The organism is Treponema endosymbiont of Eucomonympha sp. (genome assembly GCF_001028545.1).
The window spans coordinates 1-8,697 of sequence record NZ_BBPW01000755.1 but is presented as its reverse complement, the minus strand read 5'-3'; the positions used below and the strand labels follow the sequence as shown (position 1 = coordinate 8,697).

At 53.3% G+C, this 8,697-nt stretch carries 13 protein-coding genes; 7 read left to right on the top strand and 6 right to left on the bottom strand.

Translation table 11 applies throughout. The annotated features are described in order from the left end of the window. Together AWU74_RS14510 and AWU74_RS14505 are read right to left on the bottom strand one after the other, a co-directional pair. Positions 1–520: response regulator transcription factor (locus AWU74_RS14510; protein ID WP_187151012.1), on the bottom strand; the 520-nt coding region annotated here is incomplete at its 3' end. A gap of 527 nt (positions 521–1,047) precedes the next feature. Next, on the bottom strand, positions 1,048–2,412 hold the full coding sequence (locus AWU74_RS14505) for an ATP-binding protein (protein ID WP_059369823.1): 1,365 nt from the start codon (positions 2,410–2,412) through the stop codon (positions 1,048–1,050). 159 nt (positions 2,413–2,571) lie between these two features. Here AWU74_RS14505 and AWU74_RS14500 point away from each other — a divergent pair, with 159 nt between their 5' ends. Beyond that, on the top strand, positions 2,572–3,102 hold the full coding sequence (locus AWU74_RS14500; RefSeq protein ID WP_162505178.1) for a response regulator transcription factor: 531 nt from the start codon (positions 2,572–2,574) through the stop codon (positions 3,100–3,102). 41 nt (positions 3,103–3,143) lie between these two features. Here the strand turns inward: AWU74_RS14500 and AWU74_RS14495 are convergent, their stop codons facing one another. Both AWU74_RS14495 and AWU74_RS14490 read right to left on the bottom strand, forming a co-directional pair. Further along, positions 3,144–3,452, bottom strand: coding sequence for a hypothetical protein (locus tag AWU74_RS14495; protein WP_062329161.1), 309 nt, complete (start codon positions 3,450–3,452; stop codon positions 3,144–3,146). A 138-nt stretch (positions 3,453–3,590) separates the two neighbouring features. Next, the gene (locus tag AWU74_RS14490) at positions 3,591–3,839 is read right to left on the bottom strand and encodes a hypothetical protein (RefSeq protein WP_202966459.1); all 249 of its coding nucleotides are present in this window, start codon (positions 3,837–3,839) and stop codon (positions 3,591–3,593) included. A gap of 230 nt (positions 3,840–4,069) precedes the next feature. Between AWU74_RS14490 and AWU74_RS14485 the strand changes: the two genes are divergently transcribed. Further along, entirely contained in the window at positions 4,070–4,222 is a 153-nt protein-coding gene (locus tag AWU74_RS14485; protein WP_157223898.1) for a hypothetical protein, read from the top strand. Between the two features lie 353 nt (positions 4,223–4,575). Here AWU74_RS14485 and AWU74_RS14480 read toward each other — a convergent pair whose 3' ends face one another. Beyond that, the gene (locus tag AWU74_RS14480) at positions 4,576–4,920 is read right to left on the bottom strand and encodes a YybH family protein (RefSeq protein WP_111835333.1); all 345 of its coding nucleotides are present in this window, start codon (positions 4,918–4,920) and stop codon (positions 4,576–4,578) included. Between the two features lie 149 nt (positions 4,921–5,069). Here AWU74_RS14480 and AWU74_RS14475 point away from each other — a divergent pair, with 149 nt between their 5' ends. The 5 genes from AWU74_RS14475 (at position 5,070) to AWU74_RS14455 (ending at position 8,234) form a co-directional block, all read left to right on the top strand. Next, positions 5,070–5,531, top strand: a complete 462-nt coding sequence (locus tag AWU74_RS14475; protein WP_202966458.1) for a DUF1236 domain-containing protein — start codon at positions 5,070–5,072, stop codon at positions 5,529–5,531. A 36-nt stretch (positions 5,532–5,567) separates the two neighbouring features. Further along, a complete protein-coding gene (locus AWU74_RS14470) occupies positions 5,568–6,320 on the top strand; it encodes a hypothetical protein (RefSeq protein ID WP_162502539.1) in 753 nt (250 codons plus the stop codon). Positions 6,321–6,470: 150 nt separating this feature from the next. Then, positions 6,471–6,623 (top strand): hypothetical protein, encoded by a 153-nt coding sequence (locus tag AWU74_RS14465; protein WP_006019307.1) that lies wholly within the window; start codon positions 6,471–6,473, stop codon positions 6,621–6,623. Between the two features lie 120 nt (positions 6,624–6,743). Next, on the top strand, positions 6,744–7,649 hold the full coding sequence (locus tag AWU74_RS14460; protein WP_062329158.1) for a hypothetical protein: 906 nt from the start codon (positions 6,744–6,746) through the stop codon (positions 7,647–7,649). Between the two features lie 408 nt (positions 7,650–8,057). Then, positions 8,058–8,234, top strand: a complete 177-nt coding sequence (locus tag AWU74_RS14455) for a hypothetical protein (RefSeq protein WP_187149471.1) — start codon at positions 8,058–8,060, stop codon at positions 8,232–8,234. 253 nt (positions 8,235–8,487) lie between these two features. Here AWU74_RS14455 and AWU74_RS14450 read toward each other — a convergent pair. Further along, positions 8,488–8,697: hypothetical protein (locus AWU74_RS14450; RefSeq protein WP_498067505.1), on the bottom strand; the 210-nt coding region annotated here is incomplete at its 5' end.

Here is an 8,697-nt window from a genome sequence, read left to right as displayed (position 1 = left end):
GGGTTTTGTAAGAAAGTGCGAGCGCATCGGCCACTTCGGCGATGCTGTTGCCACGGGCCAATAATCGCAAAATTTCGATGTCTCGCCCACCCAGTACATTGAGCGGATTCGCCCGGATGGAAGCAGCAGAGAAGGTTACATCCTTGGCGAGCCTTGGCGAAATGAAAGATCCGCCATTTCCGACCGTCACCACAGCTTCAATAAGATAACGGGGATCATCGGTCTTCGAAAGATACCCATTGGCGCCAAGTTCAAGGGAACGAAGTATGAAGATTGGATCGTCGTTCATGCTGAACATGATAGTTTTGGCGGATTGGTCATGCTGTCTAATTTTTCGCAACAACTCAAAGCCGGAAAGACCGGGCAGATTCAAGTCGATAATTGATACTTCGGGTCGAGCGTCCAAGAACTGCTGAAATCCAGTCCGTTCGTCCGATGCGGATGTGATCGTGATTGAGGGAACCGATGCAAGGATTGCTTTGCATCCAGAAATGACCAGTGGATGATCGTCAACGATCAAGATATTCATTGGGGTTAATTACCATTCGGCTGCGGTTAGGCAATTTGTCTGGGAGCAACCATAGTACAGGCTAGGGGTTCCTCGAAGCTTCCTAGGCATCAACCAGTAGAATCCAAAACAATGTGGTCTGTGCTTTCGCTTCGCGTTCGCCTCGCGCTGTTGCTAAGTTCAATGCTGATCTTGGCCTTGGCAACTATTGTGGCTCTTGCAGGAGATGCTTTAGCAGCAAGCAGTTCTTCGAGACGTTCTATCTGTGCTGGCGTCCAACTCCGCGATGTGACCAACCCACCCTCCTCATTCAGCCCTACGCAGCGTTGGAGAATAATAGGAAACCGGGTGACAAGTTCCTTATTTCTCAGGAAAAAGTGGCAATAGACCCAGATTGGCCAATCAAACCATTGAAAAATTAGACTTTATCCTTGACCGCACAGAGCACATCAGGGAGATACAAGGATGCTTTGGCATATTAGAGCTGATACGAGGCAACACCCGCTCGACTTCTGCTGCGAGCCCCGCGCGGGATAGCGCTAGACCGCAGGAAGGTCATCGTCGCTCAAACATGGTATCACACAGCTCAGACGCGTGCCTTGCCGCGTGCTGGAAATGGACAAGGTGCCCCCGAGAGCGCGGAGGCGTTCGCTCATACCCCGCAGTCCACGACCGAATACCACATTCGTGGGCACTCCCTTCCCATCGTCGAACACGTCAACGAGGACTTGCCTTCTCCGAGAGGTTTCCTCACCGTCAGTTACCAACTGGGCTGAAATTACTAGTCTAGTCGCAGCTGAATGGCGCAAAGTGTTAGTCACGCCTTCTTGTATTACGCGAAAAATCGTTTCGGCGGTGACTCCTTTGACACCGGCAATGGAGGGATCAATGTCCTTACTAATATCTATGGCCGCAGCCTTTGGGCCAGGTCCCGATAATATACTGTCGATACTCGATATAATGCCGAACTCTTGCAGCTGAAACGGCTGCAACCGGTCGAGGATGCGGCGATTGGCTTGCTGAAAAATCTCGACGGCCTCGAGCAACCGTGATGATGCGATAGCGCTGTTAGTGTCCATTGTTGACAGGCCATCGGATATCGACGTGGCATGAGCACGGATTGCGAACAATATGGGACCGAGTTCGTCATGCAACTCCTTGGCGATGTCTGAGCGGTCGCGATCTTGGAGATTCACCATTTGTCGAAGCAGGTCGCTGCGATCGCTGCTGAAGCGCTTTAAACTTTGGGCGAGCTGGTTCACCTCGTTGCAACTTCGAACCAGCTCTGGCGATCCCTCACACTCAATCTGAAATTCATACTGCCCGCGTCGCAACATCGTCAGAGCCTTCTCAACACGGGCGAGCGGCTTTAACATTGAGCCCAACAAGAAATAGGCAATTAGGAACGTGAGAGAAGAAAGTAGTATTGCAGCTATCAGCAAGGCAACAAATGTAATCCACTTTTCCCGAATGTCGGCGGACAGATCCGAGAAGTAGATCAGATCTCCGAATTTTCGTCCGTCTTTGATGACAGGTAATCGACTTGGATCTGAATGTTCGCCTAGAAGTCTTATGAACCAAGCCGGCACTCCGTCGGCTCGAAAGGGTGTGGAGGCGACCACTTGCGTTGTATCGGTGGTCTCAAAGCCAACGATGCCTGTCTTATTTTCTCGAGATGAATCCAAAAATTTGTGCATCACGCTATCAGGGTTGTCTGAAACCGACAGCGTTGCCCCAAGCGATCGAACAAGTTGATTAGCGACGTCGTCCGCGAGCACCTTCTCATGTTTCAGCGTAAGCGAGGCGAACATCACCTGAAGAGCCACAATAGTTGCCAAGGCCAAGATCAGCATTGAACTTAGCAACAGCGCGAGGCGAACGCGAAGCGAAAGCACAGACCACATTGTTTTGGATTCTACTGGTTGATGCCTAGGAAGCTTCGAGGAACCCCTAGCCTGTACTATGGTTGCCGGTGCAGTCGGCGGACCCGAAGTCGCTGCGGTCCGTTGCTTCCATTTGGTGAAAGTTGAGGGGAAACCGCCGAAAAGCGTTCCCCCTCCTCGATATCACCAGCTTCGGCCGCCGATGCTGAACTGGACGCTCGACCCGAAGTATCAATTATCGACTTGAATCTGCCCGGTCTTTCCGGCTTTGAGTTGTTGCGAAAAATTAGACAGCATGACCAATCCGCCAAAACTATCATGTTCAGCATGAACGACGATCCAATCTTCATACTTCGTTCCCTTGAACTTGGCGCCAATGGGTATCTTTCGAAGACCGATGATCCCCGTTATCTTATTGAAGCTGTGGTGACGGTCGGAAATGGCGGATCTTTCATTTCGCCAAGGCTCGCCAAGGATGTAACCTTCTCTGCTGCTTCCATCCGGGCGAATCCGCTCAATGTACTGGGTGGGCGAGACATCGAAATTTTGCGATTATTGGCCCGTGGCAACAGCATCGCCGAAGTGGCCGATGCGCTCGCACTTTCTTACAAAACCATCGCAAACTCGACCACCTCGCTGCGACAAAAGCTTGGTGCAAAAAATCACTCCGACCTAATCCGGAAAGCGGTCGAACTGGACCTTCAGAATTAGATCGCTGTTGCCATTCACCAAACCGGGGCAGTCCCTACAACTCAGCTTGGAGCGAGCACCGCGAGTTTCTTGCGAAGCGGGGCGTTTCTCTTGGACTTGCGAACGGCTGGTATTGGCGAACGAACAGATGCTTCAGAAGCATTCAACTTCGTAGTTTCGAACTCTCTTTGTTTCTTTGCGTCGGCAATCTCTGCAACAGGCGAGGATATCGTCGGCAGCGACGTATCGATCACCACAAGGTCAGGAAGGCGCATTGCAGACGCAGTTCTAATGACCGTCCGGTCGACATCTGGGCGCTCTTTTGCTCTGGGGCGACTATCGAGATGCTCGCTAAGCAGGATAACTGTCAAGAGCACGCTGCCCACACATATAAAATACCGAAGAAGCGGCATCGATCGGTCCTCAATACACGATGTTCGCACGTGCCCTGCCGTCGCGACTCGGGCATATGAAAGAGGACGGTCGATCGACCGTCCTCTTTCAGTGAGTTACTTTTCCGTGCAAACCTTGATGGTCTTCATCCCGGTTTCCGCTTCGGTCCTGGTCTTGAAAACCCCGTTATCGACAATTGTGGTCGTTGTGCCAGTGGGCTTCTTGTCGACCACGGTGCACGTCTTGGTATTGCTGTCTCGGACGACATAATATTCGCTGACAACGGCAGTCTGGGCGTATGCCCCTACTGCACCAATCATCGCGAACGCAGCGCCCATCAGAATTTTCTTCATCACTTCCTCCAAATGTTGGTAACGCGCGCTGAACGGCGTTGAGCCGCTTTAGTTCCCCGGAACAGAATTTGTTCAAGCTGGTTTGGGAGCGGCTAAACCAAAGGAGACGTTCATGAGGAAACTGATCATCACAGCAGCAGCAGTTGCTCTTGTCGGCCTGACAGTGCCCACGGCGGCAATGCCCACGGCTAAATCGAGTACCGTCGCGCACAGTGACAGCGAGCTTATGCTTGCAAAGCACCATGGCGGTCATGGCTGGAAGGGGCATAATCGAGGACGCCATTATGGATGGCACCGTGGCCGAGGCCATCATTATGGGTGGCACCGCGGTCGAGGCCATCACTATGGATGGCATCGCGGCCATCACCGCCACTGGCACTAACGGTCAGGTATAAGGAGAAAAACGATGAAGTCGGTTCTTATATCGCTAACAGGCGCAGTCGTCCTAACCTCCACCGCGGTGGTCGCGGCGCCTCTGAATGTCGGTGCTGTTGGTTCAGACCTGACCACGGTAGAGCAAATCAGGTTGGTCTGTAATCAATACGGCCGCTGCTGGCACAGCCGGGGGCCCCGATACGTTGTGCGCGAGTATGATAGTTACAACGTACGCCATAGTTACGGCTACTACGGTGGTCGTCCTCATTATTACCGAGGAGACGGCTACTACGGCGGTCCGAGCGTAGGGTTCAGCATCGGCGGCCGAAGCTGGTGATATCGAGGAGGGGGAACGCTTTTCGGCGGTTTCCCCTCAACTTTCACCAAATGGAAGCAACGGACCGCAGCGACTTCGCTCGATCTTGCCCTCGTTGTTGTAATCGAGCATGACGTTTACAACACCGGTTTTAGTTCTATATGAAAAATGAACGCCCCGATGCACGGGCGCAAATTCTTCAAACTCCGCGCTTGGCTTTTCGCTGAATCGTACTTTCCAATAAGCGCGGATCGCCTCTCGACCCACGATGACTTGCTCGCCCCCGCAGCCACATTCGAGCGAAGCTCCTTCATCATAAAGATGAAGGAGACCTTCTAGATCCTCCGCGCGATACGCTTCAAGCCAATCAATCGCGACGGCCATCGGGTCAAAGGAATTCATTGGTCCTACCTACATGCCACATCGCAAAACTGAGGCATTCCATATTAACCTTAGATGAACCCAGCTTAACCTCAGATGAACCCAGCTTTTCCGAGTCATTTATCGGCATATCTAACACGTCATTTTACCCTTCCCGATACACCAACCGGATGGAACAGAAATTTCCGACCCACGTTTGGCAGGCGCATCAATCAGAGGAGAGCGAGATGTATAAGATCGTTTCAGGATTAATCTTAGCGACAGCGGTTTCAGTAACGACGCCAGTCCTGGCACAGGAGGGCGCAGTGGGCGGCGCGGTTGGTGGCGCTATCGTAGGCGGTGCAGTCGGCGGACCCGTTGGCGCTGCGGTCGGCGCTACCACCGGTGCTGCCGTGGGTGGCATCGCCGACGATGCACGGCCTCGTTTTCGCTCATATGTAACGGAGCGGAGCCATCCCTCTTATCGATACCAAGGCGATATTCGAGTCGGAGTCGAACTCCCAGCTAGCGGCGTCACTTACTACGAAATTCCAAATGAATATGGTGCAACGCGTTATCGCTATACTGTTGTGAACGATCGCACAGTGTTGGTTGATCCGAGCTCACGACGCATTGTTCAGATCATCGAGTAATGACCTCCAAAGCTTTTGCGGGCACTTCCGGCAAGTGTGCCGGAAGTGCTTTGCTTTTGCAGCCCGTTTAGCCATTTACTGAAGCCTTTAAGTTCTCTTTCTCCGGAGGAACACCAACTTCTCATAAACGTTCGCCCCCAAACAAAGGAGGCGGCGATGCGATCATCTCTTACCTATTACTTCGCTGGCGTTGGAACGGCCGGCATGGCTTTGGTCATCGGCTTTGGTGGATCGTTAGCATTCTTCAACACGATCACAACCAAAAAGCCTCTCTCGCCAACAAAGATTGAGCGTGTCATCAAGCAGGATGAAGCGTTGCAAGCGAAGAACAACTCTCCTGCTCAAGCAGTGCCGAATATCGCAACCGTGAAAGCGACGCCAGCGCCTGTACCTCTGCACACTGCGGGCACCTTACAGGCACCTAAGCCAGTAGACCATGCCGGGCCTTCCGAAGATCTTAGGCCGACTAAGAACGGCGATAACAGACGAGCGGATGACGCGCAAACAGTTCGTGAACTCCGGTCCCCCGCGAACATCCCGTCCTCGACGATTACGGTCAGTGACCAACCGGTGCCGGTGCAAGATAAGATCGCGATTGCAAAGCGGAGTCGTGAGCTCGAACTGAGAAAGGCGCGTGATTCGGCAAACGATAGAAAGCGGCTTGCTGCAAAGCGAAAGCAGGAGATCGCAGCGGCTGCAGACGCCGTCCGACGAATGTTGAGAGATCGACCCGAGCTTCGCGAAGACGAGCTGCAGCGGCCGTTCAACATGGGATTTTCCATCGATTGAGGCGGTCGCCAAAAATGCAAGCGGACCTCGATGGGGTTGTTTTTTCAGTTCGCTGCACTGCCGTCGACGCCGCTAAATGTCTCGGAGCGAAGGGAACACGGACGACACATTGTCGTTTTGGTAGCCGATTAAACAACTAAGGAGATTCAAATGGCTGACGGCAGTGATGGCGCAAGTGGAATTCTTGGAGTCGTAGTGGGTGTGGTCCTCGTTATTTTTGTCGGAGCAGCCATGATGATGGCAACCGGCAATATGGGTAACTCGGGACCAAGCTTCACGATCAAGGTCCCAGGCGCCAAGTAAACCTCTTCAACCGTAAGGAGATTCACATGAATGGCGTAATTTATCTCGTCGGCCTGGTGGTCGTGGTTATGGCGGTACTTTCACTCATCGGCCTTCGATAATTCAACAGAGGAATTCGCTATGGCGGTAACAGATCCGGGGTATGTTCAGTCTGGCAGGTCTTATCTGGAGTGGGGTCCCATTATTGGCGGCGCGGTAGCCGCAGCATCTTTGTCGTTTCTTCTTTTGACGTTCGGTGGAGCCATTGGGCTATCCCTCACATCTCCATGGCCAGACACAGGCGCGCGTTTATGGGTAGTGAGCCTCGCCGTCGCTTGGTGGATGGTGCTGGTGCAGATCGGTAGCTTTGCAGCAGGCGGCTATCTTGCAGGACGGATGCGGTCGCGATGGAGCGACTCTGAGCCAGAAAGCGGCTTTCGAGACAGTACGCATGGCTTCATGGTATGGGCAGTGGGGGTGTTATTCGGCGCCGTTGTTCTCGCCATTGTCGGACTGAGTTCTGCAAAAACCTCCGCTCAGTCCGCCGCTGTTGTTGCAGCCGGCGCGACGTCCGGGGCAACCTCAAATGCACGAGCGCTTTCAGCGACGCCCGCCGACTACGCAGTCGACTTGCTTCTCCGACCGCAGCCTTCGCAACCTGGCACAACGGTCGACTTGAAAACTGGCGGCGGCGACCTAGAGGCAGCACGCGCGGAAGCAAACCGGATTTTTGCGAGCGCTATCAAGAATCAGGCAATTTCCGAGCGAGACCGCACGTATCTTGGACAGATCGTCATCGCGCGAACAGGCATGCCTGAAGCCGAAGCCCAAAGCCGTGTGGACGCTGCCATAGCAGAAGCTCGCGACCTTGAATTGAAGGCACGTCAACAAGTCGACAAAGCTCGCAAAGCTACGGTTATCACTGCTTTTATAGCCGGCGTTTCACTGCTTATCAGCTTGGCTGCAGCTATCGTTGCAGCGGGGGCGGGAGCGCGTCACCGCGACGAAAACCGAATTCCGACCTTTGCGGGCCACCGCTTTTGGTAACCCCAATACAAGGAACATCCATATGCCGATTTTGCTCTGGTTGATTGGAATTCCTCTCCCTTTGATTCTACTAGTGCTACTGCTGCGCTAGACAACCCAGTGACAAAGCCGGCTGAATTGCCGGCTTTGTTGCCCAAGCGGAGGGGGAGAATGAAAAGACCAGATTGTCGTATTCGAGGTATGGCGAAAGAATTGGATGGCTAACGGTGGCGCGAGAATCGCCCTCAGTTTGAACGCGCGTTTAGACAGAGGGAAGTCGTTATCCAAGCCCCCACCAAGTGGACTTGCTATGAGCTAGGTGGTTATCGGGACCAAGAACGCGCGGAACAGAAGTCCAATACGCAAATGCAGCGTGCGCGGCAATCTCGAAGGCGCGCAGGATTGGACCAGCAGGCGTGGTGAGCTGCGATGAAAGATGTAAAAGCCAGGATTGAAAAACTTCTGGTCGATGCCGTCGATTGCGAAATCATCGCAAAACTCGCAACCAACAATACAAAGCGAGAATCATTCGAGCGGCTTGCTGAAGCGTATCGAAAAATGGCAGCAGAACTGCAGCGGCTGATCGATAAGGGGGCAGTTTTCTGAGGACGCTGCTAAAAAATAACCGCGCGGTAGCGGGGAGCGCCGAATTGTAAGCCTTCATGACCTAAACAACAATCTCAGAGCGGCGATAAAGCAAGCCGAAAGTTCAAATTGCGATCAAATATCGCAAAGAAATCCGGCTATCCGGATAAGTTCCTCACCACTGAGTTTGAAGGGCAGGAAGAGTGCCGCACCGCGCGCAAAACGGAGGCGTTCCGGCGGACGGAAACGAAAGGCGGCTTAGCAAGCTTGGCGTTCACTTCCGCGCGTGTTTCAATTCGTTCTGAAACTTCTCCATCTGCCTTTTCCAGCGAAGCTCCTCAGCCTCGAAACGTCGATCAAGCGCCGCGCGCTCGGTTTCCATCTCGCGAAGCCGGTTCTCATGATCTCGCTTTGCTTTTTCTCTTTGGGCCTCGACTTTGGAGATGGCTCGCTCGCGACGCGCACGTTCAGCTTCAAGTTTGGC

Bases quoted from the DNA above. Each gene is read 5' to 3' on its own strand.
- AWU74_RS14465 (WP_006019307.1), top strand. From the start codon at position 6,471: ATGGCTGACGGCAGTGATGGCGCAAGTGGAATTCTTGGAGTCGTAGTG.
- AWU74_RS14485 (WP_157223898.1), top strand. From the start codon at position 4,070: ATGGCGGTCATGGCTGGAAGGGGCATAATCGAGGACGCCATTATGGAT.
- AWU74_RS14455 (WP_187149471.1), top strand. From the start codon at position 8,058: ATGAAAGATGTAAAAGCCAGGATTGAAAAACTTCTGGTCGATGCCGTC.
- AWU74_RS14480 (WP_111835333.1), bottom strand. From the start codon at position 4,920: ATGAATTCCTTTGACCCGATGGCCGTCGCGATTGATTGGCTTGAAGCG.
- AWU74_RS14505 (WP_059369823.1), bottom strand. From the start codon at position 2,412: ATGTGGTCTGTGCTTTCGCTTCGCGTTCGCCTCGCGCTGTTGCTAAGT.
- AWU74_RS14460 (WP_062329158.1), top strand. From the start codon at position 6,744: ATGGCGGTAACAGATCCGGGGTATGTTCAGTCTGGCAGGTCTTATCTG.
- AWU74_RS14475 (WP_202966458.1), top strand. From the start codon at position 5,070: ATGGAACAGAAATTTCCGACCCACGTTTGGCAGGCGCATCAATCAGAG.